Below are 23057 nucleotides of genomic sequence, written 5' to 3'. Positions count from 1 at the left end.
ATCACTCCCCGGTGATGCGTGAGGAAAGGCTCACGGCAGGCTATGGCGACCCACGTATAGTGACGGGCGTCACAAGAAGCCCCTTCCATGCTCCACGCATTTGCCTACTCCAGCCACATGTCGGCTGGGCTTTCCGATGAAATGCTCCGGCAGATCGTGTCCCGCTCTGCCACGTTCAACCGTCGCGTGGACGTTACCGGAGCGCTGCTCGTCGACGGGCAGCGGTTTTTCCAGTACGTCGAAGGCCCGCCCGACGGCCTGGAGGCGGTCAAGCGCCGCATCCATGACAGTCGCTCGCATGCTGCCGTCGTGCCGGTACTGGACATGGCCATCAGCGCGCGTGCGGTTCCCTATTGGGCCATGACCCGCATCGAGACCGGGCAGGTCGTGGTGTCCGGCCTGGTCAATGCGCGATGGGACGAATTTGGCCATGCCGTTCCGGGCATGGATCAGCTCGTCGGCCTGCTGCGTCCGCACATTCCGCGCATCGGCCCGCTCAGTGCGCACCATGCGTCCGTCGGATCCAGCTGAACCGCCGCCCTGCGCGCGTAGTCCCACGCGGCCGCGTGCTCCCTGCGCACGTCATCATTCAAGCCGCGTTACCCATCGTTCCTGCCAGATCCACAGCATGCCTGTACCTGCTCAACCTTCAACGGAAACACGTGCCTCGCCCGCCGAGTTGTTCGAGGTTGTCGTCCTGCGCGCAGGCACGACCCTGTTCGCGATCGACGTACAGGTGGCCGTGGAAATACGCGGCCCCGAGACCTTCGGCCCTGCAGATCAGCATGGCAGGCGGAACCTGGAGGTACGAGGGCAGCCATTGCCGGTGGCCGACCTGCGCAGGCTCAGCGGGCAACCGGCATTCGATGGCGGCAGCCCAGCCATGCTGTTGATCAGCGCCGGCACCGCAACCCTGGCGCTGGCGGTAGATGAAGTGCTGGAAATCGAAACATCGGACGCATCTCCAGACGCAGCCCCGCCGGCGCAGGGTCGACCGTTCAACTTCTGCAGCCGACACGTTCGGGTGGATGCCACACGTTCGGCTGCGCTGATCGAACCGCAGTCGCTGCTGGCCGCGCTCGCGGTGCGGGACTGAGGCGCCTCTGCTCAAGGGCGCCTGCGAACCGGTTGAAACCGCATGCGCCAGCACTGCGCGGCAAAGCCGATCACAAACACCACCGTCAATCCCAGCAGCGTGTGCAGCACCACCGGGGCCATCGGCGCGGCAGCAATCGGATGCGCTGCCGGCACGCGGGTCAGCGTTTCGTTGACGCCGGGCACCAACGACAGCAGTAAGCTGAAAGACAGCGCAAACGTCGATGCATAAGGTGCTGCGCGCCCCAGCCAGCGCAGCCGCGCGGCCAGCACGCCGCCGAATGCCACCAGCAGCACGATCACCCCGAATGCGTGGCCGGGGTTGATCCCGCCCGTGCTGGACACGGTGAACGAGGTGGCCACCGACAGCACCAGCCCCACCAGGTACAGCTTGCCCGCGCGCGTGGCGGGATCGATTGCGCGATGGCAAATGAAGGCATACAGGCCACTCAACACCGGGATCAGGCTGACAGCGGTATGGATCACGCCAAGCGTGGACAGAGGGTGGGACATGGGACATCTCCAGGGATAGAATGAACCTACTAGTAGGTAGGCATTGGACTCAAAAAGAAGGCCCGCGTCGCGGCAGGCCCACCACACATCTCTCAGAGCGCCGCACTCACCCGCGCGATCGCCAACCGTGCCAGTGCCGCGAAGGTCGCCGCGTCACCAAAACCGCGCGCGGCCAGCATCGCGCCGTGCACCGAGGACATGAACGCCCTGGCCTCGTCCGCAGGGGAACCCTGCAGGCGCAACTGGCCCAGCGCCGCGCCCTTCTCCAGCGTCACCGTCAGCCACCCGCTCAGATCCTCGAAATGCCCGCGCACTTCATCGGCAATCTCCGCAGGGATCATCGGCGCCTCCGCTGCCAGCATCGCGCAGATGCAGAACGACGACGTCCCCCCTGCAATGCAGCTGGACCAGTACTCCACATAGGCGTTGAGCTCCTGCAGCGGGTCGCCCAGCTGCCGGTCCAGCAGCGCCAGGCCTTCGCGCGCCTCGGCCCGGTACAGCTCAACCACCGTGCGCACCAGGTCCACCTTGCTGGGGAAATGGTGATGGATGCTGGCCTTGCTGATGTTCACCCGCGCCGACACGTCGGCGTAGCTGAAACCGTTGTAGCCACCGGCCTCCAGCAGCGAACGGGCGTGGGCCAGGATCTCCTGGGCTTTGGGCGAGAGCGACTCTTTCATGCCGCCAACCTACTAGTAGGTTGAATCGCTGTCAACTCCCCGCAGCCGGGTGGGCAGCATCTGCTAGTGCCGGCCGCTGGCCGGCAACTGCACGCACCCAACTCCACCGGGATGCCGGCCAGCGGCCGGCACTACCACATCCGGGCGTTCGTGGCCGGTTTTGACATGCAGGTATTTACCTGCATATAGTCCACTCAAGGGCGGCGCCTGCCGGCCCATGCGAGGAACCTGCAATGGTGGATATCACACACCGCGTCGGCATCAAGGCCCCCGCTAGCCAGGTGTACCAGGCCTTGGCCACCCCCGAAGGAGTTGCCGGATGGTGGGCTGAGGATACCCATGGCGACCGCGAGGTTGGCGGCACCGTCAAGGTGCGTTTCACCAACAACGGCCAGGAAATCGGCGCCATGGAAATGAAGCTGGAACAGCTCATTCCCGGCGAGCTCGTGCTCTGGCAGTTCCTGGCCGGCCCCGCCGAATGGATCGGCACGCATGCGCGTTTCGCACTGAAACAGGAAGGCGACTACTGCATCGTCCTGTTCACCCATGAAGGCTGGAAAGAGCGCGTCGAATTCACCTCCCACTGCAGCACCAAGTGGGCGGTGTTCCTGATGAGCCTGAAAGCCCTGCTGGAAACCGGCAAGGGTCAGCCCAATCCACGAGACATCAGGATCGACAACTGGAACTGAAGACGCCCCGCATGAATGCAGACAAGGTGTTCAAGGCACTGGCCGACCCCACGCGTAGAACGCTGCTGGACCTGCTTTGCGAAGACAACGGCCAGACCCTGGGCCAGCTCTGCGAACACCTGGACATGGCACGGCAATCGGTCACCCAGCACCTTGGCCTGCTGGAAGACGCCAACCTGATCAGCACGGTGCGCCGTGGCCGCGAGAAGCTGCACTTCATCAACCCGGTGCCGCTGCATGAAGTCTACGAGCGCTGGGTACGCAAGTTCGAGCAGCAGCGCCTGAGCCTGCTGCATGACCTGAAACGCGAACTGGAAGGAGAATGACGATGTCCGCAGAGACCACCCGCTTCATCCACGTGATCTACATCGCGTCCACGCCACAGAAGGTGTTCGAGGCCATCACCCGCCCCGAGATCGCCAGTCGCTACTGGGGCCACGAGAACGTCTCGGACTGGAAACCCGGCTCGCGCTGGCAGCACGTGCGCGCCGACGAAACGCGCTCGGTCGAGCTGGTCGGCGAAGTGGTGGAAAGCACCCCGCCCTCGCGGCTGGTCATCACCTGGGCCGCCGCCTCGCAGGCCGACAATCCCGATGCCTACAGCCGGGTCACCTTCGAGATCGTGCCCTACCAGGACATGGTGCGGCTGACCGTCACCCACGACGAATTGGAACCCGGCAGCGGCATGGATACCGGCATCCGCCAGGGCTGGCCGATCGTGCTGTCGAGCCTGAAGTCGCTGCTGGAGACCGGCAAGGGATTGGATGTGTTTGCGAAGCCGAGCTGAGTCGTGCCGCTATCGGCGGCGGAGCGCCATCCGCCGCCTGCGCCACCATCCGCTCAATCGCTCACTGTGCGCGCGCGCCCGTATTGTCCGTGCACATCCTGCTTGATCCAATCCGCCAGCAGGCGCAGATAGCCGTCGGTGATCCGCGTCGACACGCGGTTGCCCTCGGCATCGGTGCGGAACTCGACCATGCCATGGTCGGTGTCGGGGAACAGGTAGGTCTCGATCGGCTGTCCTGACGCGCGCAGGCGCGACAGGATCGAACGCGTGGCGGCAATCGGCGCGGCGCGGTCCTGCTCGGCCAGCACCCATAGCAACGGCCCCTTCAGGCGGCGCAGCGCAGCCTCGGCGTCGTAGTCCCAGATCAGCTCCAGGTTATCGAAGCGCGCGCGACCGATCCGGCGCAGGTCGGCGTCGCTCATGCGCAGCATGTCACCGCTGTATTCGCCACTGATGGTCTTTGCCCACGGCGCGGCACCCACCTGCGCACGCACCTTCGCAAGCGCCTCGAAACCTTCACTGAAATGCGTGCGCATCAGCTGCGCGGTGGCCTCTGACAGCTGCCCGACCTGCGCCAACGCCGCCGCATCCAGCTGCATGCGCCGTGCCTCATCGAACAGCTGCTCGCGGTCCTCCTCGATGGGCGAGACCACCAGCCCGAAACCGATCGCCACGAAATCCGCCTGCGAACGCGTGGCCGCCAGCGGCGCGATCCAACCGCCCTGGCTGCCACCGAAGTACCCGGCACGGCCGAAGCGACCTTTTGCCAGTTCCCGCGCCTTAGCAAGCGCCGCCGCTGCGTCGTCAGCGAGCAGCTCGAAGTTCTGCGTGTACTCGCCTTCCGAATCGCCGGTGCCGCGCTTCTGGTAGGCGAACACCGAGATTCCCTGCGCCACCAGCATGCGTTGGTAGATCGCCGCCACCGCCATCGTGCGTTCCGAGCCATGGACCAGCACCACCAGCGGCCGCTTGGGATCGGCCGGACCGGCGGGTTCGATCAACTGCCCGACCAGCTTGGTTCCTGCACTGGTGAAAGTAGCATCGGTATCGCGGGTCGGCAGTCGCTGCCAGCGCTGCGTGGCCTCCGCAGGCGACCTGAAGCTGACCACATCGCCGCTGCAGCTCACCGGCGCGTTGGCATCGCCGGTGGCGCCACGTCGCCCGTCCAGCATCAGATAACGCTGCCCCGTGGCCGGTGCCGCGGCGGGTGCGCCCAGCACCACGATGTTGCCCTGCCCGTCACCGTAGGCACTGACCGTGCACAGCTCGGCGGCTGCAACCGGCAGGCCCGAACACACCAGCACCGCGCTCAACAACGAACGACTCTTCCACCCTGCCATGCCCGTCCCCATTACAGTAAACCCGCGTCGCGCAGGCGCCGGGCGCAGCCTAGCGCGTTCGTTCGCCAGATTCATGCTGCACCCGCTCGCCGTCGCCTTCTGCCATGGCCATACTGGAAGGACGATACGGACTTCAGAGCGCCATGCACCCACACTTGCAACACATCGGCACCACCCGCATCCTGCGCGTCGGCCCGCAGGGCACGACGCTCGATGCCACCGCCCTGCGCGACCTGGTCGGCGATGCCCTTGGGCACCAGGCCGAGTGGATCGCCGTACCGGTGCAACGCCTGTCGGCAGACTTTTTCGAACTGCGCTCCGGCATGGCCGGGCAATGGCTGCAGATGCTGGTGAACTACCGCCTGCGCTTCGCCGTACTGGGCGACGTCAGCGCCTACCGCGCACAAAGCCCGTCGCTGGATGCATGGATCACCGAGTGCAACCGCGGCCGCGACGGCTGCTTTGTCGCCGATTGGGACGCCCTGCTGGCACGTCTTCCCGTGTCGGCCAGCTAGCGCGCCGTCCAGCCCCCATCCACCGGCAGCGCCGTGCCGGTGATCTGTGCCGCCGCGTCCGAAGCCAGGAACACCACCATCCCGCCCAATTGCTCGGGCGTCACGAACTGCAGCGAAGGCTGCTTCTCGGCCAGCAGCGCGCGGGCGGCGGTTTCCTGATCCGTGCCTTCCTTCTCCGCCAACGCGGTGATCTGCTGCTCGACCAGCGCCGTTCGCACCCAGCCTGGGCAGATCGCGTTTGCGGTAATGCCGGTGCCCGCATTCTCCAGCGCGGTCACCTTGGTGAACCCCGCCACGCCATGCTTGGCCGCTACATAGGCGGACTTGTTCACCGAACCCACCAGCCCGTGTACCGATGCGATGTTGATGATGCGGCCAGCGCCCTGCTGCTTCATGTGCGGCAAGGCTGCTGCCGTTGCATGGAACACCGCCGACAGATTCAGCGCCAGGATCGCATCCCACTTGTCGACCGGGAATTCCTCGATCGACGCGGTGTACTGGATGCCAGCATTATTCACCAGGATGTCGATGCGGCCCATCTTCGCAACGGCGTGGTCGATCATGCCGCGCACTGCCTCGCCACGGGACAGGTCGGCACCGTCATGCGCCACCCGTACACCGAAATCAGTTTCCAGTTGGGTACGGATGCGCTCGATTTCCGCTGCGTCGCCGAAGCCATTCAGCACGATATCGGCGCCCTTCCGCGCCAGCGCCGTGGCAATGCCAAGGCCAATACCGCTGGTGGAGCCGGTGACCACCGCAACCTTTCCAGAGAACATGGGCGAGCTTCCGTTGGGGGTGGGCCGCCAGTGTAGCGTTACCGGCCTCCGCACCCTCCTCCTACGTGCCCACGTCCAACGAATACGCCAACAGGAACTCCCTGGCGTACTCATTCCCACCCTGCGCCGAAGCGCGAATCAGGTCCACCGCACGCGGCACGTCCCTGGCAATACCCTTGCCATGGAACAACGCCAAGCCAAACTCGAATATGGCCGACGGATAGCCGGCCTCCGATGCCCGCTCAAAACACGCGGCCGCCCGCATGACGTCCTGCTCGACGCGGTCGCCGGTCAGCAGGCACAGTCCTACCGCATGGATTGCCGGGATATAACCCTTCTCTGCGGCCTGCTTGAGGGTCGCGAAGCTGTCCGCCTCGGCATGTGCGTCGTCCTCCCCAACGGGCATCGAAGAAGAGAGGAACAACGCTTCGGCACAGCTGCTTGCAAGCTGTGGAGTCAACAGCCGCCGCGCCTCGGCAATGTCACCACGGTCGAGCACCGCATCGAAGTCGGTCGTGAGCTGGGTTGGCATGTTCGTCATGGCGCAGGCGTCCTTCCTGTTTGCGGGCATCCTTTCGTCCCGTTGGCATTTTGCCAGCACCATCCCAGGGCATCCCGCCAGACCCCCACAAGACCGGGTGCCCAGAAGACCCTCCGCGTCCATCGGTGTTGGCCCTACAGTCAGCGCAATCCACCCATGGATGGCCCGACGGAGGCCGCTCAGGCACTCCGCCCGATGTCGCAAATGACATTGGACCCGCCACGGAATGTGCGGATACCCTTGAATCCGCATGGATCTGCCGAAAGGGTGATAGTCATGGCTTTTGCTTCCCCTCCGCCTGTCCCGGCGAACCTCGGGGAAATGCTCAAGGACTATCCGGAGCATATCGAACAGCTACAGAAGGCTCTCATTTCAGTGAGCCATAGGCGACAGAGTTACGCCCCCCCTTGAGGCCGCAGTATGGAGGACTGTCTCACCAGCTTTGTCGCCGAAGCGCGAGCTGAACTAGCAATTGCCGAAGCTTCAGACGCCCCCAAGGCAGTCGCACAGTCTCAAACAAAGGAAAGGCTCATGTCCTTTGCGAGATCCAGCAACTTTGGCATGGCCAGACTCGGCGATCTCAGGAAGTACTTCGAGCTTCATTCAAGGCCCGACTAGCGACGGCTTCTGTTAGTCGGCTGGCTATTGAGGGGGCATTGAACTCGCCATTACAAGTACAGATACTCATGAAAACGCGTCAGACAGCTGAACAGGTACCCACCATGCCTCAATCCTCCCCCCCGGTTCCGGCTAAGCTCCAGGAAATGCTCAAAGACTATCCGGAGTATATCGAACGACTGCAGAAGGCTCTCAACTCGGTGAAGGACAGGAGGATAAAGTCCACCCCTCCTTTTGAGGCCGCAGTCTGGCTATTGGAAGACCACCTCAGTGGCTTTATCGCTGAAGCGCGAGCTGAACTAGCCACCGCCGAAACGTCAGGCAATCCGCAGGCCATTGCACAGGCAAATGAGAAGCTCGAACTGATGTTCATGGCACGAAGCGGTGGCGGCGGGATGCTGAACATCAGTGATCTTGCGGCCTACTTTGAAACTCATAAAGAGCACTACTGATGCCAGCTCCCAGTGCCGTTCTTGCCCCCGCGACTCATGCAGAATACCTGGAGCGGCACGTCATCCCTCGGAGTGGATTCAATTCCGCAAACCATCATGAAGTACCGCGCGCCATCGTCTTGGCCGGGCAACCAGGTGCTGGCAAGAGAAAACTGAATGATGCGGCAAAGATCGACCTGGGGTATGACGTAGTGCCCATCGATCCTGACGATCTACGCGATACACATCCGGACGTCGAACGCCTGCGTCAGCAGCACCCATACACTTGGGCCGGCCACACCCACGAAGACGCCAGCCAATGGGCAAAAGAGCTGCGATCGGCAGCAATCGGTGGGCGTAGAAATCTCATCCTCGATACCACGCTCGGCAACGGTGATAGTGCGGTCACACTGATCAAGGACCTTCAGGCCAAAGGCTACGAGGTAGAGATTCGGGGCGTCGTCGCGCATCGGCTGGAAAGCGAACTTGGTGTGGATGCGCGCTTTGCGGACTCTTTGAATAGCGCCGGTTTCGGCCGCTACGTCCCCGAAGACGTGCGCAAACACGTTTACGATGCCCTGCCCGGCAATCTGGACAAGGTTCAGGCCGAGACCGGCATCCAGATTCGACTCTACGGACGCGAAGGCGCTCAAGTCTACGACAGCCATAGCGATGCCCGCCTACCGGGCGCAGCGCTGGAAGCCGAACGCGAGGCCCGGCTGAAAAACCCTCGAATCACCCAATCATTGCGCGACGGCTGGCGCGCACAAGGCCGCTGGCATGCCGAGCTTGGGGACACCCTGCCCCTCAATGACAAGGTCAGCCCACATACAGCCGCAGCCGTTCTCGATGAGCGCGCAACGCTCAAAGTTGTAGAAGGCATTACGCCCAACATCCAGGAAGCACGCGGCATCGACCACACCATCCGCGTGCGTCCAAACATGGTGCGGGGTGCCATCATCGGTGGCGCCGCAGCGACGGTCGTTGAAGCCGCGACGGAAGGAACAAAGATTGCCGACCTCTACGCGCGCGACAACCGGACGGGCGCGGAAGCCGCGCTGCTGGACTTCGGAGCACGCAGCGTCGGCGGTTGGACCGGCGCGGCAGTGGGCGCCAAGGTCGGTACGCTGCTGGGCATCGAGTCCGGCCCCGGTGCCATTGTTACCGGCATCGTCGGTGGCGGGTTAGGCGCCTGGGGCGGCAGTGAGATCGTCGATTGGATCGAGAAGTACCAGATCAACAATCAGGCCGACAGCACCGGCAGGGTCTGGACGTTTGACCCGGCGCATCCCGAAAATGGCTGGACACACAGCGAGCGGGAGATCGTAGGCACCGTCGGCACGCTGGCCGATCGCCCGATCTACGGCGCGACCACGCTGCTGACCGCCGATGCCGAACTGACCCAGCAGCTGAACTACCAGGCCTCAAGCCGGGCCGTCGGGCTGCGGCTGTCCGAGCCGGATCAGCCAATCAATCCCTTCAGCATCGCCGGCGATGCCAGCGATACGCCCAGCGCCCTTCCACGTTCCTGGGAGCGCAACCCGGAGAACGGTGAATGGCGACGCGAGGTCGTCCATCAGGTCCTCGAACATGGCATCAAGAGCACCACGGTCGAAGTTGCCGACGCCACCAAGGCTGCGCAGCTTGATGAAGCCGCACAGGGCATCATGGCCTTCAACGCCGCCCGAAGCTCGGCGGCCTTTGCCAAGCAGTATGAGGAGGCCTACACCGCACAGGGCTGGTCCCAGTATGGGGCCATTCCTGACGAAGTGATCTGGGCCCGCGAGCATCCCGATCACGTACTCGCCTCCGACGGACGCACCTATCAGCATCAAGGCGATGGTGAGTGGCTGCATGACGGCTGGATCTACGACTCGCTGGCCGAGGGCAACATCCGCGACGAGTTGAACAGTACCTACCCGCAGATCCGGGCCATCCAACAGATGGAGGCGCCCGTACCCAGCGCCCACGAACGCAGTATCGAGGCATTGACCGCCAACGAGCGCGATGCCCACGAACAGGCCATGCAGGAAGCCAATCGACTTGGCGTCGCCGCACCGCAGGTGCAGCAGATGGCCGCCGCTGCCGTGGCCGAGGTTCGCGGACAGCACGCCGAAGAACGCCTGACGCCACAAGCCGTGATCGATGCGCACACCGTTGAACGCGCTGCACTGGCGCCCAACACATCACCCTTGGTACAGGAGCATCACGCTCCTACGCCTGCAGTGCCGACGCCATCGAATCGTGCGGAACCCGTGCACGAACCGGCTCGCCGCGAAGTACCCCAACAGGAGCCGATCGCTGCCTCTGCAACGCAACCTGCACGGGATGAGTCAAGCGAGCGACAAGCGCATGCCGAGGCAAACCCTCCTGTACACCCGATGCCGGCAGCCCCTGTGCCGTCGTCACCCGGCATTCCCTCCCCTGAGCGATCTCCCGCGCAGCCAGAAGTGAGTGTGCTACCTACGCCGGATGTCGGGCACCCGGCTCCTGCGCAGGAGCCCGTTACAACTCACATCCACTCCCCGGCCCCGTTGATCCAGACCGAAGTGGCTGAAGCCGTGCCGGCTACTGACCGCCCCCACGAAGCCGAAGCGAAGCCGGCGCCGGTCCAGCCGGAGTCAGACGTTCCAGTCACCCTCGCAGCAGCCGAGCCAGCTACGCCCGCGCCGATGACAGACGCGGCAACCCAAGTCTCGGAGCACGAGCCTTTCTACACGCCACCACCCGTGGGGGCACCGGCGGCATCACCCTCAAGCGCAACGGCCCAGGAACCCGAAGCGCCGCCCGTGCCCCTGCTGCCTACCCAGCCCGAGCATCCCGATCATGCCCTCTACCAACAGGTGCGCGAAGGCGTAGCGGCACTGGATGCCAAGCACGGTCGGACCTTCGACGAAGCCAGCGAGCGCATGACCGCCAGCCTGCTGGTGCTGGCCAAGGACAACGACCTGGCCCGCGTCGACCACATACTGCTGAGCAACGCCACGGCAGACAAACCGGCCGGTCACACCCTGTTCGTGGTCCAGGGCGAGCCCAGCGACCCCGCCCACCAGCGCGCAGCCATGCCGACCGAGCTGGCCGCACAGACCTCGGTCGAAGAATCAATGCAGCAGTTCGACGCAGTGAGCCGCGAAGCGCAGCAGCGTGCCATCGCCAACCAGCTTGAGCAGCAGCTGGAAGATCAGCGCGTGCAGCAGGATATCCAGATCCGCGCCGCCAGCATGGGCTGATGGATTCCCGCAACACGCGAGGCACGGTTCAGCCTCAACAGAATCGAACGTTGCAGAATTTGGACCGTTTCAATCAATCATCGAGCTGGCCGACCTCAAAATGAGGTGTCGTTTCTCTTCACCATCCGCCCTAACATCACATCTTCTTCGAAGACGACTCGTTTCATTCGACAAACTAGAAACAACACTCATGACCGATCTACCCGCCGAATCAATTTCCAGCGCCCAGCCTTCCCCGACTTCATTGCGAGCATCCCACCTTGCCAACCTTCTTCCACCCCTGGCCGGCGGTGTAGTAACCGTTGCAACCATTGTTGGCTTTGCGCTGCACTTTGCAGGTGAAGTTGCCTACTCTACTTACCTCACCCACATGGGAATACAGCCTTCCTCATTTTCCCAAGCGGCAGACTGGAAGATCATCCACGGTCTTTTTGTGGTCCTCGACCAAAGCACATGGTTCGTGGAACATGCGCCACTGAAACGCATCGCGGTGGGGCTGATGATCGCAACGTTCCCACTTGTTATCGCCGGAGCATCCGCAAAGCAGAATCCCCGCCCAAGGCATTTGCTTATGCAAATTCCCTACTGGGTCCGCCAACCGTTCGTCGTCTACTTCTTCTTGGTGGCCATCTTCGCCAGCGCGGTGGCTTTTGGTTCACTGCTCCTGCTCGGCAGCACGATGCCAGGTGTTGTGGGCGAGCGATTCGGCGCTTCGGAGGCGGCCAAACACGCCGAGCGCCTAGAACGTGGCGAATTCAAAGCCATTTCAGAGCTATGGAAGGACGATCAGCGACAGATGCGAGGCGAGATCATTGTTACGAGTGCAGATCTCATCGCTCTCTACGACATGGACAGCAAGGTCATGCGCACAATTTCCAGGGACGGCATTGAGATTCGCGCGCTGCTTGGACTGGCCGCAGACGCGGGTGCTGGCTCAACGCTTGGGTCGCAGTAATGGGACAAGCAATGCCTGACGGTGAAGCGGACTTGCGTTTGACGGCGAAGACTACTCCGACATGCCTCTACGCCTCGGCTTTCTGGGAGGCTGACGATGATGGAACGACAAGGGCTTCTTTTGAAGGTCATTGTTCGTTCTGCGTAAGCAGAATCCAAGAGTGATCGGACCGCGATAGCAAGCGGACAACACCATCGGCTGACCACTGGCAGCAATAGAAGCCTTGAGGCGAACGTACCCGGCAGCGGCGGAGCTACTGTGATGCTCCCTGACCCGAGAGATTCAGCCCCGCCGAAGCCCGGAGGGCACTTCATCTCCTTCGCATTTTGCAATGCACCCTGGCTTCTGTACCCAGCCAGAGCTGCGCCCGCGATCTACAAGATTCCAGCCGCCTTGGCATCGGCGGTTTGTTGCGACAGAACATCAACTGCAGCGCGCATAGCCTCCTCCAAGGATCTGCGGCGAGCCATCGCGGCCTGTCGCATTTGTAGAATGGCCAATCGGCCAGCCACCAGATCAGACTCGATTTGAGCCCGCCGTCCTTGAATGGTTCGATCGAGATCTGCGACCTGCCGGGGATCGATCGCCGAGTTCGGGTCAAAACGGAATCGCGCCTCTATGTCCTGCCGCCACTTCATCAAGCGATCCGTCAACGCGGGCCCAAACCCCGGAACGTTCAGGACTGCATGACGACTGACATCCGCTGCCGTTTCGATGCCGAAGGACTCCAGCATGGCCTTCTTGGTTGCGCCGATTCCAGGTATGGAGGCGCGCTCGATCTCGAACTTATCCAAGAACTGCTTCAGCGCGCTCTGATGGCGGTTGCTGAAAAGCGCGCGGTAACGCTTTTCTCGCTCTGCGGGCAGCCCGGCATGCTCGTCGCGCAATGGGCGAAGGTGGTTTTGCTTCGCCTGTAACTGTGTGTCGGCTTGCTCTTGAGCCCATCGCGCCGCAAGGCCGTCGTAGTGGGCCTTCGCCTTCTGGTAGCTGACAGCCAAGGGCGCCGAGTCCGGGCGTCCACGGCTGTTAACCCACGCCCCCATTGCCCACCCGATGCAAGCCCACAGAGGCGCGAGCACGGCCGAGAGCGAAATACCCAGCACCGAGATTGCCAGGCCCACAAGCCATCCCGAGGTTTGCCACAAAGCGCGACGTCGGCCCCACGCTTGCATCTGGGGAGCGGCCGGCACGATCTTCAGCTGAGGGATGGCCTGTATCGGGGGCAGCGTCGCCGTCATGATATCTCGCCAAACAGCTTCAAGGTCGAACGGACCAGAGGCGAGCTTGGGAATAACTACTGCAGCACCACCAAATAACGCAATACCGGCGCGCTCAATCGGACACCAAGGGCACTCGGCCAGCCCATTGAAATGGAAATGGGAAGGCCTCGAAGTACACCTTTTGAAGTTCTGCTCTAGCTTGGTCAGGGCTTGAACCCAATCTTCTGCCTTGGGACGCCCGTTCGGCCTAGCCCCCTCAGTGCCGAACGCTTTTTCCCACAGGTCTGCAACCCAAGGCGACGCCGCAGCCGGATGAGCGCTCAGCGGCGGCGGGCTCATTCGGGCCCGTGCAGTGTCTTTGCCGTAAGCGTAGCGGAACTCCGGGATTGCCTTTTCGATTGGCATGTCTCCCGGGCCACTGTAGCGTCCGGCAAACGGGTGACGACCATTCATGAGCATCTGGAAAATCAGGACGGCCAATCCGAAGTTGTCATGATTGGCCGTTCGCGCAACTTGCTTGAACGCCTTCCCGTGGAGCTCAGGGGGAGTGAAATCCTGGACACCAACCTCGCAAAGGAAAGTCCGCCCTTGATGCGTGATCTGGAAGCTGTCGGTATCGATCAGTTTCACCGTCGCATCAGGCGACACCCGTACGCCACCATGGTTGACGTCCCCAACCAAGTGGCCGGCCTGGTGAAGAACGGAAAACGCCCTGGCCGTGTTCAGCGCTGCGCGGACCATCAGCCGCCAGTCGGCTTGCGGGAAGTCCGCCAACCGGCTCTTGGGACTGTAGAGCTTATGGATGTCCTTAGATGCGCGAAGGTTGGCCATGACAAAGCCGCAGACCTTGCCATCGGATTGTCGCAGCACATCGGTGGGCCAGGCCGTGAGTTGATCCAGTGCTGTGGTCCGGAGAGCGGCCATGGCCAGCAGTTTGTCCGCTCTCTCACTGCTGATCGCCGTCGAATAGATCTTGGCGGCCGAATCGGGCTTGCCTTCGACCTCGAAGACTGTTCCTTCACCGCCTTTGCCCAGCTGCTTTCCTAGGCGGACCGGTCCGGATTTGCCAACCAGAACAGGCAGAGCCACTTAGGCCTCCTCTGGTGACGCCGATGCCTCAGGCACCTTCCCCAGCCGACTGGCAAGCAGGAGCGTCTTGTCGTCGTCCGTCCGGTCGCAGATCAGGGGGGAATCGAGGTATGCCTCCAGCTTGGAAGACAACTCTTCGCTGTAACCCAGACTTGTTAGCGCTCGCACCGGTGAGAATATCTTGTCGAAAAAAGGCGAATGCACGCTTTGCGTGGCTTGATGAAGCACTAGCGCTTCAATGCCGTCAGTGAACACAGCGACCTCATCGACGGGGCCTGCACTACAAGAAAACTCGGCGTTCAAGACGGCCACTGGATCCGTGACAAAGACTGTGGTGTTGATGTATTCCCCGTGTTGGGGCCAGAACACGTAGGCCCAATCGTCGCCACGGGGGCGGATAACAATGGCGCCGTCGCCCACTTGGAAGAAACAAGCATGGGTTGGGGACACGATAGCGGCCACCACGGTGCACGCATACTCCCTGACCTCCAGCCCATCGGAAGCTGCCCTGTGGGCAATGCGGGCAGCTACGCCGGTAAGCCAGTTCAGTGCGACGTCCCGGGTGACCTGTTCAATGCCTTGGCCGTCGTCAAAATGATTGCGTACGCAGTCCCGAATCTCCGCCGTCGCCAGCTTCGCTCCTGTCGCCGATCGCAAAGCGCTGCCGGCACCGTCCGACGCCACCAGGAGCACGGCACCGTGCTCTTGGAAGACCTCCTGCTCACAGGCATCCTGACAATCCGTCCCAGACTTGATGTGGGACGTTCCAATCGAGGACGCTGCGGCGACGCGCCAGTCCAGCAACTCCATTACACGCTGGCCCAGCCATCTGGCGCCGTGGGGTTTACCAAAGTCACATTGTCACCTGGGGTCGAATGGGAAACCGCGCCCATGGAGTTAGAGAGCCACTTGAACAACTCCCTGAACTGAAGGCCCTTGAGGTTGAGCGGCGCACGCGTGGAGATCTGGCTGAGGATATCCATGTCCGCGCCTTTCACGCCAACTGCGAAGAACTGGAAGTTCTTCGTCGCCTCCCCCTCTCGAACCAAAGCAGCTGCGCGCTGCCAGGAGTCGGTCGGCGCTCCATCGGTGATCAGAAACACCCAAGGCCGATAGTAGGAGACACCATTGGCTTTGTAGACTTCTTTGCGCTGCCGAACCATCTCCAGCCCCTGCTCGATCGCCGCGCCCATCGGGGTGTCCCCCGTGCATGACAGGACCGGCGGATAGAAGCTATCAGCCGTAACGAAGTCTGTGACCGTTTGAACGGGTCCGAACGTGACGATGGCCACCTCAACCCGCTTAGCTGCGAGCGAGTCGGAGTTCAGCTCTTCCTGGAACTGCAGCAGTCCGGCGTTGAGCTCCTCAATCGGCTTGCCTCCCATCGACCCAGAGGTATCCAACAGAAGCAAACAAGCACAGCGGTTTTCCGGGTTCTCGGCAAAATCGCTGGCCCCGAAAGGCACTTGATCAAAATCATTCATGACGCTGGATTTCCCTGTCCACTAACTGGAAGTGCCATCATAGCTCCGCCGTCCAACTCAATCTATGATGGGCCATGGTCACGCACTCCTCCCCCGCTTCATTACCAGTTTGGGCGCCGCGAGGATTCGCGGATTGGGCCCCTTTGGCCGTTTCTGCCGCCGTGATCCTGATTTTGGTGACCTCTTTGCTCGCGCGCACCGCAAGTGATGCAAAGTCCATGCCAAATTATGCGATCCGGAAAGAAAGTGCAGTAGCAGCATCGGCACCGCCGACGTTGAATGGGGCAACACCCGCTGTCTCGACGGTTCGGGTGGGCACCCTGCGCTTGGTGCCCACCGTTCAACTGCCGTCGGCAAAGCAGCCGACTCAAGCAGACACGCAGTGCCCTCGCCCCGTATTGGGCTCGCTCTCGCCTCAAGCCAATGCAGCGAACTCAGCGGGCTGGCATGTCAGCGCGGACGAGACGGTCAACGGCTTTCAGTTTGTCATGGTAGACGCAGGCGCCGAGAAGGGGCCAACCGGTTGCGCGGCCATCGGAGCCAGCGCACTGGTGTTCAATGCCCACGGCCTGATTGCCATCGCCTACGATCGAAACACTAAGCCATCTTCGAGGCTGGGTTCGCTTACCGTCAACCAATCAAGTTCTGTGCGTCTCGGGTCGCTCAGAGGGCCTCTCGCCGCAATCATGGTCAGCGATCAGGAGATCGGCCTTAAGCCTCTGGCAACGAGCAGGCAGCGCAGATCATCGAAATGATATCCGGCCTAGATTGGTCAGTTGATCGGCAAAGGCGATCCCGTGATCCAGAAGACTCAGTATGTGCCTTCTTCTCGTTGGTGACGCCGAGCCTCCAAATCCCGGGAGAGCAGTGCGGAGATGTCTTGGTTCAGCGCCGCCTAAGCCAGCTCGCTGAGGGCCTAGTCCATTTGCTGTCCAAGAGACTGCACCGATATCGCCTTGGTCCGACCATGAAGAATTCTTACAGGGACAAAGAGCTAGTCGCCTTTCACGTAAGCACGCGCGAAGGGATCTGAACTTGTTCATTTTTGGCAAACTGCACTTGGTGGACGATCACATCCAGCCACCCGGCCCGCCATCCCGATCACGCCATCTATCAGCAGGTGCGCGCTATCGCCAACGAACTTGAGTAGTATCTCGAAGATCAACGCGTTCAACAGGATATTCAGATCTGTGCAGCCACCATGGGTTGAGTGGGCGGCAACCCGCCCTCCCATCCCCTCTGTTTACCAATCGGCGCCACTGATATCGCCGCACAATCAGAAGAACAGACCCGCCCGCTCAACGGTCGCCAGCGGATTGGCCTTCCGCACCGCCTCCAGGAACAGCAGGAAATCCCGATTGAACAGCGTCAGGTTGTTGGTGAACGTCACGCACTTCCTGCCCGATGCTTTGCTGAAGCACACCTGCCAGACATAGCGCCCGTAGATCCTGTCGGACGTTCGTGTGACTGAGGCGATCTGCGAAAGCGGAACAGCCGTAGGCACCGGCCCACGCTGCAGGTAAAAGGACGCCGCATCGAAGAAGTAGTGCTCGCGATCCTCTTTGCCATCCACCATCACCAAGGTCATGGACCTGCCGGAAATCCGGCGCGGAGCATGCAAACGCAGCCCCGATTTCACGGACGAGCGAGCAGTTGCTGCCATTCGCCGAAGGGTGAACCAGAGGATCACCAACGGAAGCGCCGCAAGGACAATGAAACCTACGGTCTTCAAAACAGTTTCCAGCGTGCTGGGCACACAGATCTCCAGGATGAACGTTCAGGCGATGCCCAAGTAGATCCACGCCATGCGTGGATGCTCTCCCTCAGCGCCCCATCACTTCCAATGATCCGGCCCCAGGAACGGCAGGCTCAACACAAACACCGGAACCGCCACAGGAATCAGCGCCGCCCCCAGCACCTTGCCCGCCGACGAACCCACACCCGGCTTGTCCTCCCTCTCCGGCAGGATCCGCTGCGCCCGCGCATTGATCGGCTGTGCCAGCTTTCCCTTCTCCGCCAGCGCCGCAGCATCCGGCAACTTCACCCGCTCGCCGTCGCCCTCGAACAGCGCGCTGTAATAGCTGCCGCCCTTCCTTGAAAGATTGCAGGCCCGGTCAAACGCCAGCGCGTAACGGGTCCGGTCCATCGGCAGGTAGTAGCGTGCCCGCTCCTCCACGGCCTTGGCCTCACGCGAGGGGACCTCAATCCGCTCCAGCTTGAACTGCGCGGCCTGCTCCGCCGTCACCTGCTCCGGCCGCAGCAGCAGCGCATAGCTGCCGTGCACCTTGGCCTTGTTGGCCGGGTCGCGCCAGTCCTCATGGAAGTACATCTGCGCGCAGGCCACCGCCTCGCGCAGCGGGCTGTCCATCAGCGCGCGGTACTCACGGAACGGCGCGGCATTGAAACGCATCGGCTCGTCATAGCGCGGCAGCAGGTACAGCTGGCCGTCGTCGGCCACGAACGCACTGGTGATCTCGCGGCTTGAGGCGTGCTCCTCCGGGCCACTGGCACAGCCGGACAGCAGGCCAAGGCACAGGGCGGAGAGAATGAAGAAGGACGTTCGCATGTCGTTTTCGAGGGCTTCCCTGGGAAAACGGCCCCGCCCGGAGGGACGAGGCCAGCCCGTCATGGTGCCATGCCGGGCTTGCCATGCCCAATCAGTGCGACTCCACCACACCCACGACGCGGTCAAACCTGCAGTTGCGCAGGTCCTCACGACTCAACCAGAACGTGGCCTGGCCACAATCACCAAAGACCAGGTCAATCGCCGGGTCACACGCCAACTGCAGCAGGCAGACCGCGTCGCCCTCGCCTTCCACGTCGGGCACGATGCCGTGCAAGCGCGGTACGTGCCCCAGCATCTGGTGCACCCGCGTCTCGGCGCAGCGCTTGCGGCCATCAGGCAACGTGCCCAGGCTTTCATCAAACGGCAGATGTTCGTCCTGCAGGTGGCGGTACATCAGTGCAGGTATGCGCGCGGCCGCAGCCGGCGAGCCCGCCGCGTAGGCAACTGCCGCCAGCAGTCCCTTGGTGAACGCCCGGCCCATGCCCAGGTCGGTCAGCGTCATACGCTCGAAGTCGTCGCTGATCTGTCCGATAATCCACTCACGGAATGCCTCCCGCGTTGCATCATCCGGGGCTTCATCCAGACCAACGGCGGCGGCGCGCTTCACCCACGCGCGTACGTCGGCGTAATCGATTTTCCCGCGCTTGCCTGCACGCCGTTCATTACCGATCACCCGCGAAAGGCGGTCAATGATGATGCCTACCTGGGGAAAATCGGTCTGGTAACGCAGCCATTGCACCGGGAACGTCCACGCAGGTGACTGCGGGCGCTCCCATTCCGTGGCGGCGTCCGCGCGCGGAAACAGGCCCGTGGCCGCCACCACCGCACCCAGCCGCATTTCGTCCCGGCGCGAGGGGTAGATCTCGTAATACGGCCGATCCTCCTCACCCGGCGGCAGCTCCAGCTCATCCGGCCAGGTATCCATGTGCCGCGCCACCAAGGGCCATTGAACATGCACGCACGGCCCATCTTCCTCAGGCAGCAGCCATCCAGGATTGCGGTGCGCATGGTCCGAGGGACCTTCATCCAGAATCGGCCGCATGCCGTCCGGCAGCGCACGCACGTGCTGATCGGCCGCGACCTCGGGCGCGTACAGCACACGCACGCGTTGCTGCGGTTCGTCCGTGTCCCATATCTGCTCTTCGTCGTTCATGGCGAAGAAGAACAGCATGCCTTGCGAGGGCATATCGGGATCCACGCGTGGCAGCTCGGCGCAATCGATCTGCGCCAGGAAGTGCATCGGCGCCGCTTCGCCGTAGCTCTCGCCAACCGGCCAATCCATCCCATCGGGCAATTGCGGCAGACCGCCTAGACGGCTGCGAACCCTGGGGAATGCCGCCGGCGGGTAGAAACGCTGCAGCACCAGGGCCGAGGTTCGGTGCTTGGCGAAGAACGCCTCAAGCACGGCTTCGGCATGGTGGTCGCGCTGGTCGGCGTGGTACATTGAAGCTGCCTGAGCATCCATTTCAGTGACGTCCTTTTGAGTCTGGATCGAGCACCACAGGTATATCACTACCCGGCCTGCCTGTAGCGCCCGGCGATGATCCAACCACCAGCGCACCAGATTGCTCCTTGGTTGGCGAAATGAGCCAGCGGCTGCGGGCCGTGCGTCTTGGCCAAGGGCCAGGTCAGCCACCCGGCAGGCCTTTGAAGAAGCGCCGCGACATAAGCCGCATTTCCAGCATGCCGATTGCGGCATCCGTGGGTCCCCGCCCCCTTCAGCCGTGCCGGCGCAGTCGGCATCGCGATTGCCGCCATGTTTGTCGCAATCGCCAAACACTTCGCCCCGCTACTGGGGAACCGATGAAGAAGAAAGCCCACTCTTGAGAGGAGAACGCGCAAATGAACGCTGATGATGTGAAGACAATGCCGGTGATGGACCCGCTCGCGAACCGGCACACAGGTGGATCGAGTGCATCCAGACGCACCATCTACGTAGATCTTGATGGCGTAATGGCCGACTTCGACGCGGCATTTCCCGCCCTGTTTGGTCTGGACCACCGCGCGCTTGCCGATGATGAAATGTGGGGGCACATCAACAACCACCCATCATTCTTCCGCGACCTTCCGCCGATGCGCGGTGCAGTGGAGTTCTTCCACAGCATCCACCACTTGAACCCAGTGATTCTCACGGCCTGCCCGAAATCGAACTATCCACTCGCGGCCATGCAGAAGCGGCAGTGGGTCCGCGAACACCTGTCAGCAACTTGCCTGGTGTTGCCTGTGCTTGGCGGCAGGCACAAGCCTCTTTTCATGCACCAGCCGGGCGATGTTCTGATCGACGATTTCGAAGCGAACTGTGATGCCTGGACAGCGGCCGGAGGCGTGGCGATCAGGCACGCCGGCGATTGGACTGCGACGCGTCACGCGCTTTCCCAGATTGAAGATCTGTCAGGGGCAGCGCTGGCGAAGGGCTGATGCCCTCTCTTCCGACCACGTTGGCACTTCCATAGACAGGCCGAGGCGCTGGCCCCTCGGCCCCCAAGGCTGGCAACCTGCTGCGCAGCCCCGCCCTACTTCAACCGCTCCACCAGCCGCTGCCCCACCTCCAGCGCCGACGCCGGGTTCTGACCGGTAATCAGCTCGCGGTCCACCACCACATGCCCGGTCCACGGCGTGGTGTTACTGCTGAACGTCGCACCCGCCCGCTGCAGCGCGGTCTGCGGGTAGAACTTCATCTCACCGCCGCCCAGCAGCGGCTTGGCCTGTTCTTCTTCCTGGTTGCTGATCACCGTCATCTGGTAGCCGCTGTAGATCCACTTCGGCGTGGCCGGCGTGGCACCCGCCTCCAGCTTCGCCACGAAACCTGCCGCATCCGGCAGCGTGGACAGCAGCGCGATCGGCCCGTGGCAGACCAGCGCGGTAGTCTTGTCGCGCTGGTGGAAGTCGGCCAGCAACCGGCCCAGCGCCGGGCTCTTCAGCAGGTCCTGCATGGGCGCGTGGCCACCGGGAATGTAGACCGCATCGAAGCGCGCGTAGCCCTGCTGCTCCACACGCGCCAGGCTTACCACTGGCGAGGCCGTCGGCGAGGTGAGCGCCAGTTTCTCCAGCAGGTCCTTGTGCAGTTTCAACTGCGCGGCATCGTTGCCGAAGTACGCCGGCGTCACCGAGGACGCATCCACCGTCGGTGCCCGCCCCTGCGGCGTGGCGAAGGTCACCTCATGACCTGCGTCCAGCAGCAGCTTGACCGGCTGCATCAGCTCGTTGAGATAGAAGCCGGTGGACAGCACCTTGCCGTCCTTCAGGTCCAGGTGGTTTTCATCGGACAGCACCACCAGCACGTTGGCGGCATGCGCGCCGGTCGCGCCCAGGGTCAGGGCCAGCGCTGCGGCCAGCCGGGTCATCAGGTTCATGGGGAGCTCCTATCGGGGAATGGCGGCCACTTTATTCATCGCCTCAGCGGCGATAAATTGGCCCCATCGCAAAACATCTGTTCCCCGGAGAGCCAAATGAGCCGCAAGTTCGACTACCTGGGCGATGTGGAGGTGTTCCTGGCGGTGGTCGAGCACGGCTCGTTCACCGCTGGCGCCGTGGCGCTGTCCACCACGCCCTCGGTGCTGAGCCGCGCGGTCACCCGCCTGGAAGCGCGGCTGGGCCGGCAGCTGCTGCAGCGGACCACCCGCCGCGTGGGCCTGACCGACGCCGGGCGGCTCTATCTGGAACAGGTGCGCACCGCCTTTGGCCTGCTGGACGACGCCGAGCGCGACGTACTGGCCCAGGACGGTGCGCTGGCCGGCCGCGTGCGCCTGAGCGTGCCCACCACCTATGGCCACTACCGGCTGCCGCCCGTGCTGGCGCGCTTTGCGCAGCAGTACCCGCAGGTGCAGGTGGAACTGAACATCACCAACCGCAACGTGGACCTGGTGGCCGAAGGCTTCGACCTGGCCATCCGCCTGGGCCAGCTGCCGGACAGCGGGCTGGTGGGGCGGAAGCTGGAAGATGCGCCTTTGGTGCTGGTGGCCGCGCCGGACTACCTGCAGCGCCGCGGCACGCCGCAGACGCTGGACGACCTGCAGCAGCACCTGTGCCTGCCCTTCGTGATGCCGCGTACCGGGCGGCTGGCGCCGTGGATCTTCCGCGACGACGGTCGCGACGTGGACTGGCTGCCGCGTTCGTCCATCGAGACCTCCGACGATGTGCTGGGCGTAGTGTCGCTGGCCGAACAGGGCATCGGCATCTGCCAGAGCTATGAATTCATCGTGCGCGAGCGGTTGCAGCGTGGGGAGCTGGTGGAGGTGCTGCCGCAGCTGCGTGGGCGGTCGCGGCCGTTCTCGGTGATCTATGCGCCGCATCGGCGGCAGTCTGCGGCGGCAAGGGCGATGATTGAGTTGCTGGTGGGGAATGCGGCTGAGGCTGGCGTCGGCTGAAGCCGGGGGCTTGTTAACGGTGTCGGGATTGAACCGTTTTTCGGGGGTGTGCGGCTGATCGCGCGCCGTTGCGTGGCGAAGCTGACTAAGAACTGTTGCAAAGTAAGCTGTCGCGCTATTCGCTTGTGGCTACAGCGGCTCAAGGGACCAGCTGGCGC

General features: G+C 62.9%; 24 protein-coding genes. 12 read left to right on the top strand and 12 right to left on the bottom strand.

The annotated features are described in order from the left end of the window. Window positions 1–87 precede the first annotated feature (87 nt). Window positions 88–531: a BLUF domain-containing protein gene (locus tag ACEPA4_RS08730; RefSeq protein ID WP_065195955.1), complete on the top strand. Its 444-nt coding sequence runs from the start codon at window positions 88–90 to the stop codon at window positions 529–531. Further along, window positions 431–1096 carry a chemotaxis protein CheW gene (locus ACEPA4_RS08725; protein ID WP_374083028.1) on the top strand — a complete coding sequence of 222 codons (666 nt, stop codon included), beginning with the start codon at window positions 431–433 and terminating at the stop codon, window positions 1094–1096. The genes ACEPA4_RS08730 and ACEPA4_RS08725 overlap by 101 nt, the downstream gene beginning before the upstream one ends. 11 nt (window positions 1097–1107) lie before the next feature. Here ACEPA4_RS08725 and ACEPA4_RS08720 read toward each other — a convergent pair whose 3' ends face one another. Then, window positions 1108–1608 carry a hypothetical protein gene (locus tag ACEPA4_RS08720; protein ID WP_262089687.1) on the bottom strand — a complete coding sequence of 167 codons (501 nt, stop codon included), beginning with the start codon at window positions 1606–1608 and terminating at the stop codon, window positions 1108–1110. A gap of 92 nt (window positions 1609–1700) precedes the next feature. Next, window positions 1701–2288 (bottom strand): TetR/AcrR family transcriptional regulator, encoded by a 588-nt coding sequence (locus ACEPA4_RS08715; RefSeq protein WP_262089688.1) that lies wholly within the window; start codon window positions 2286–2288, stop codon window positions 1701–1703. Window positions 2289–2521: 233 nt separating this feature from the next. Between ACEPA4_RS08715 and ACEPA4_RS08710 the strand changes: the two genes are divergently transcribed. The 3 genes from ACEPA4_RS08710 to ACEPA4_RS08700 are packed head-to-tail and all read left to right on the top strand — an operon-like array spanning window position 2522 to window position 3764. After that, on the top strand, window positions 2522–2977 hold the full coding sequence (locus tag ACEPA4_RS08710; RefSeq protein WP_262089689.1) for an SRPBCC domain-containing protein: 456 nt from the start codon (window positions 2522–2524) through the stop codon (window positions 2975–2977). An 11-nt stretch (window positions 2978–2988) separates the two neighbouring features. Continuing rightward, window positions 2989–3303 (top strand): helix-turn-helix transcriptional regulator, encoded by a 315-nt coding sequence (locus ACEPA4_RS08705; RefSeq protein WP_005416268.1) that lies wholly within the window; start codon window positions 2989–2991, stop codon window positions 3301–3303. 2 nt (window positions 3304–3305) lie between these two features. Beyond that, a complete protein-coding gene (locus ACEPA4_RS08700) occupies window positions 3306–3764 on the top strand; it encodes an SRPBCC family protein (RefSeq protein WP_262089690.1) in 459 nt (152 codons plus the stop codon). Between the two features lie 53 nt (window positions 3765–3817). On the opposite strand, the gene ACEPA4_RS08695 is transcribed toward ACEPA4_RS08700, so the two are convergent. Further along, window positions 3818–5104 carry a S9 family peptidase gene (locus ACEPA4_RS08695; RefSeq protein WP_065177482.1) on the bottom strand — a complete coding sequence of 429 codons (1287 nt, stop codon included), beginning with the start codon at window positions 5102–5104 and terminating at the stop codon, window positions 3818–3820. A gap of 143 nt (window positions 5105–5247) precedes the next feature. On the opposite strand from ACEPA4_RS08695, the gene ACEPA4_RS08690 reads away from it, so the two are divergent. Further along, entirely contained in the window at window positions 5248–5619 is a 372-nt protein-coding gene (locus tag ACEPA4_RS08690; RefSeq protein WP_065195948.1) for a DUF4180 domain-containing protein, read from the top strand. On the opposite strand, the gene ACEPA4_RS08685 is transcribed toward ACEPA4_RS08690, so the two are convergent. Beyond that, on the bottom strand, window positions 5616–6398 hold the full coding sequence (locus tag ACEPA4_RS08685; protein ID WP_262089691.1) for a 3-hydroxybutyrate dehydrogenase: 783 nt from the start codon (window positions 6396–6398) through the stop codon (window positions 5616–5618). The two genes, ACEPA4_RS08690 and ACEPA4_RS08685, sit on opposite strands and share 4 nt — an antisense overlap. 61 nt (window positions 6399–6459) lie before the next feature. Next, entirely contained in the window at window positions 6460–6939 is a 480-nt protein-coding gene (locus ACEPA4_RS08680; protein WP_262089693.1) for a tetratricopeptide repeat protein, read from the bottom strand. Between the two features lie 686 nt (window positions 6940–7625). Between ACEPA4_RS08680 and ACEPA4_RS08675 the strand changes: the two genes are divergently transcribed. From ACEPA4_RS08675 to ACEPA4_RS08665, 3 genes are all read left to right on the top strand, one after another. Continuing rightward, window positions 7626–8009, top strand: coding sequence for a hypothetical protein (locus ACEPA4_RS08675; RefSeq protein WP_231298579.1), 384 nt, complete (start codon window positions 7626–7628; stop codon window positions 8007–8009). Further along, complete coding sequence (locus ACEPA4_RS08670) at window positions 8009–11218, top strand: zeta toxin family protein (RefSeq protein WP_262089694.1); 3210 nt, start codon at window positions 8009–8011, stop codon at window positions 11216–11218. Before ACEPA4_RS08675 ends, ACEPA4_RS08670 begins: the two co-directional genes overlap by 1 nt. A 190-nt stretch (window positions 11219–11408) precedes the next feature. Then, window positions 11409–12173, top strand: a complete 765-nt coding sequence (locus tag ACEPA4_RS08665) for a hypothetical protein (RefSeq protein WP_262089695.1) — start codon at window positions 11409–11411, stop codon at window positions 12171–12173. Window positions 12174–12547: 374 nt separating this feature from the next. Here ACEPA4_RS08665 and ACEPA4_RS08660 read toward each other — a convergent pair whose 3' ends face one another. Genes ACEPA4_RS08660 through ACEPA4_RS08650 form a run of 3 tightly spaced genes read right to left on the bottom strand, consistent with a single transcriptional unit; the run spans window position 12548 to window position 15966 of the window. Beyond that, on the bottom strand, window positions 12548–14482 hold the full coding sequence (locus ACEPA4_RS08660) for a helix-hairpin-helix domain-containing protein (RefSeq protein ID WP_262089696.1): 1935 nt from the start codon (window positions 14480–14482) through the stop codon (window positions 12548–12550). Continuing rightward, window positions 14483–15292, bottom strand: coding sequence for a PP2C family serine/threonine-protein phosphatase (locus ACEPA4_RS08655; protein WP_125437515.1), 810 nt, complete (start codon window positions 15290–15292; stop codon window positions 14483–14485). Beyond that, a complete protein-coding gene (locus ACEPA4_RS08650; protein WP_262089698.1) occupies window positions 15292–15966 on the bottom strand; it encodes a VWA domain-containing protein in 675 nt (224 codons plus the stop codon). Before ACEPA4_RS08650 ends, ACEPA4_RS08655 begins: the two co-directional genes overlap by 1 nt. Window positions 15967–16109: 143 nt before the next feature. Here ACEPA4_RS08650 and ACEPA4_RS08645 point away from each other — a divergent pair, with 143 nt between their 5' ends. Then, window positions 16110–16721, top strand: a complete 612-nt coding sequence (locus ACEPA4_RS08645) for a hypothetical protein (protein ID WP_262089699.1) — start codon at window positions 16110–16112, stop codon at window positions 16719–16721. 521 nt (window positions 16722–17242) lie between these two features. On the opposite strand, the gene ACEPA4_RS08640 is transcribed toward ACEPA4_RS08645, so the two are convergent. The 3 genes from ACEPA4_RS08640 to ACEPA4_RS08630 all read right to left on the bottom strand — a co-directional run bounded on the left by ACEPA4_RS08640 (window position 17243) and on the right by ACEPA4_RS08630 (window position 20093). Further along, window positions 17243–17722 (bottom strand): hypothetical protein, encoded by a 480-nt coding sequence (locus tag ACEPA4_RS08640; protein WP_262089701.1) that lies wholly within the window; start codon window positions 17720–17722, stop codon window positions 17243–17245. 78 nt (window positions 17723–17800) lie between these two features. Further along, window positions 17801–18532, bottom strand: a complete 732-nt coding sequence (locus tag ACEPA4_RS08635) for a hypothetical protein (protein WP_262089702.1) — start codon at window positions 18530–18532, stop codon at window positions 17801–17803. Between the two features lie 91 nt (window positions 18533–18623). Continuing rightward, entirely contained in the window at window positions 18624–20093 is a 1470-nt protein-coding gene (locus ACEPA4_RS08630) for a DUF1963 domain-containing protein (RefSeq protein ID WP_262089703.1), read from the bottom strand. A gap of 281 nt (window positions 20094–20374) precedes the next feature. On the opposite strand from ACEPA4_RS08630, the gene ACEPA4_RS08625 reads away from it, so the two are divergent. Beyond that, window positions 20375–20950 (top strand): hypothetical protein, encoded by a 576-nt coding sequence (locus tag ACEPA4_RS08625; RefSeq protein ID WP_262089704.1) that lies wholly within the window; start codon window positions 20375–20377, stop codon window positions 20948–20950. Between the two features lie 95 nt (window positions 20951–21045). On the opposite strand, the gene ACEPA4_RS08620 is transcribed toward ACEPA4_RS08625, so the two are convergent. Further along, entirely contained in the window at window positions 21046–21885 is an 840-nt protein-coding gene (locus ACEPA4_RS08620) for a type 1 glutamine amidotransferase domain-containing protein (RefSeq protein ID WP_262089705.1), read from the bottom strand. Window positions 21886–21981: 96 nt separating this feature from the next. On the opposite strand from ACEPA4_RS08620, the gene ACEPA4_RS08615 reads away from it, so the two are divergent. Next, window positions 21982–22899: a LysR family transcriptional regulator gene (locus ACEPA4_RS08615; protein ID WP_262089706.1), complete on the top strand. Its 918-nt coding sequence runs from the start codon at window positions 21982–21984 to the stop codon at window positions 22897–22899. Window positions 22900–23057 lie beyond the last annotated feature (158 nt).

It is taken from the genome of Stenotrophomonas sp. P2112, from assembly GCF_041897515.1.
Taxonomy (GTDB): Bacteria; Pseudomonadota; Gammaproteobacteria; order Xanthomonadales; family Xanthomonadaceae; genus Stenotrophomonas; species Stenotrophomonas sepilia.
The sequence above is the reverse complement of the archived record's forward strand: the minus strand, read 5'-3'. Positions and strand labels throughout refer to the sequence as shown.

What these genes read in the sequence shown, in the direction of transcription:
- ACEPA4_RS08730 (WP_065195955.1), top strand. Translation starts at nt 88, where the DNA reads ATGCTCCACGCATTTGCCTACTCCAGCCACATGTCGGCTGGGCTTTCC.
- ACEPA4_RS08725 (WP_374083028.1), top strand. Translation starts at nt 431, where the DNA reads ATGCCGTTCCGGGCATGGATCAGCTCGTCGGCCTGCTGCGTCCGCACA.
- ACEPA4_RS08720 (WP_262089687.1), bottom strand. Translation starts at nt 1,608, where the DNA reads ATGTCCCACCCTCTGTCCACGCTTGGCGTGATCCATACCGCTGTCAGC.
- ACEPA4_RS08715 (WP_262089688.1), bottom strand. Translation starts at nt 2,288, where the DNA reads ATGAAAGAGTCGCTCTCGCCCAAAGCCCAGGAGATCCTGGCCCACGCC.
- ACEPA4_RS08710 (WP_262089689.1), top strand. Translation starts at nt 2,522, where the DNA reads ATGGTGGATATCACACACCGCGTCGGCATCAAGGCCCCCGCTAGCCAG.
- ACEPA4_RS08705 (WP_005416268.1), top strand. Translation starts at nt 2,989, where the DNA reads ATGAATGCAGACAAGGTGTTCAAGGCACTGGCCGACCCCACGCGTAGA.
- ACEPA4_RS08700 (WP_262089690.1), top strand. Translation starts at nt 3,306, where the DNA reads ATGTCCGCAGAGACCACCCGCTTCATCCACGTGATCTACATCGCGTCC.
- ACEPA4_RS08695 (WP_065177482.1), bottom strand. Translation starts at nt 5,104, where the DNA reads ATGGCAGGGTGGAAGAGTCGTTCGTTGTTGAGCGCGGTGCTGGTGTGT.
- ACEPA4_RS08690 (WP_065195948.1), top strand. Translation starts at nt 5,248, where the DNA reads ATGCACCCACACTTGCAACACATCGGCACCACCCGCATCCTGCGCGTC.
- ACEPA4_RS08685 (WP_262089691.1), bottom strand. Translation starts at nt 6,398, where the DNA reads ATGTTCTCTGGAAAGGTTGCGGTGGTCACCGGCTCCACCAGCGGTATT.
- ACEPA4_RS08680 (WP_262089693.1), bottom strand. Translation starts at nt 6,939, where the DNA reads ATGACGAACATGCCAACCCAGCTCACGACCGACTTCGATGCGGTGCTC.
- ACEPA4_RS08675 (WP_231298579.1), top strand. Translation starts at nt 7,626, where the DNA reads ATGAAAACGCGTCAGACAGCTGAACAGGTACCCACCATGCCTCAATCC.
- ACEPA4_RS08670 (WP_262089694.1), top strand. Translation starts at nt 8,009, where the DNA reads ATGCCAGCTCCCAGTGCCGTTCTTGCCCCCGCGACTCATGCAGAATAC.
- ACEPA4_RS08665 (WP_262089695.1), top strand. Translation starts at nt 11,409, where the DNA reads ATGACCGATCTACCCGCCGAATCAATTTCCAGCGCCCAGCCTTCCCCG.
- ACEPA4_RS08655 (WP_125437515.1), bottom strand. Translation starts at nt 15,292, where the DNA reads ATGGAGTTGCTGGACTGGCGCGTCGCCGCAGCGTCCTCGATTGGAACG.
- ACEPA4_RS08650 (WP_262089698.1), bottom strand. Translation starts at nt 15,966, where the DNA reads ATGAATGATTTTGATCAAGTGCCTTTCGGGGCCAGCGATTTTGCCGAG.
- ACEPA4_RS08635 (WP_262089702.1), bottom strand. Translation starts at nt 18,532, where the DNA reads ATGCGAACGTCCTTCTTCATTCTCTCCGCCCTGTGCCTTGGCCTGCTG.
- ACEPA4_RS08625 (WP_262089704.1), top strand. Translation starts at nt 20,375, where the DNA reads ATGAACGCTGATGATGTGAAGACAATGCCGGTGATGGACCCGCTCGCG.
- ACEPA4_RS08620 (WP_262089705.1), bottom strand. Translation starts at nt 21,885, where the DNA reads ATGAACCTGATGACCCGGCTGGCCGCAGCGCTGGCCCTGACCCTGGGC.
- ACEPA4_RS08615 (WP_262089706.1), top strand. Translation starts at nt 21,982, where the DNA reads ATGAGCCGCAAGTTCGACTACCTGGGCGATGTGGAGGTGTTCCTGGCG.